Origin of the sequence: Corynebacterium sp. LK14 (assembly GCF_008042215.1) — a bacterium.
GTDB lineage: Bacteria > Actinomycetota > Actinomycetes > Mycobacteriales > Mycobacteriaceae > Corynebacterium > Corynebacterium striatum.
Genome location: NZ_NOVQ01000028.1, coordinates 1 through 514 on the forward strand (window position 1 = coordinate 1; position 514 = coordinate 514).

Genomic DNA, 514 nt, shown 5'->3' on the forward strand with positions numbered 1-514 from the left:
ATGGTGGAACGAGACAAGGCTCCACCAAAGCTTGGGATACCGAACCCCGGTTGAGGTGGAAACCCATTTTTGGAAGCAGACCCCGCCACAGGAAATAATAACGATCAAGGCAAATGCCTAGGAACAAAACTCGGGGCACTTCAGTCATTGACACCTATTCACGCAAGCTCGTTGGTCATGCGCTAGCCGATCACATGCGGGTATCTCTGGTTATCGAGGCTTTGTCTCATGCCAGGAAAGTCCGCGGAAGCCTTAACGGGGCAATTTTCCATTCCGACCACGGCAGTGTGTACACTTCACAGGCATTTAGGGACCACTGCACCCAACTTGGTGTACGCCAATCCATGGGAGCAGTGGGAACTAGTGCCGATAACGCCCTGGCAGAATCATTTAACGCCACCTTAAAACGTGAAGTTCTACGTGATCGGAAAGCCTTTGATAATCCCATTATCTGCCGGCAGGAAGTATTTCGATGGTGCATGCGCTACAACACGCGCAGACGGCACTCCTGGTG

At 51.9% G+C, this 514-nt stretch carries 1 pseudogene; it reads left to right on the forward strand.

Going from position 1 to position 514, the window contains the following annotated elements:
* Nucleotides 1-140: 140 nt before the first annotated feature.
* Nucleotides 141-514, forward strand: a pseudogene (locus tag CHU71_RS12690) (DDE-type integrase/transposase/recombinase); the annotation flags it as partial.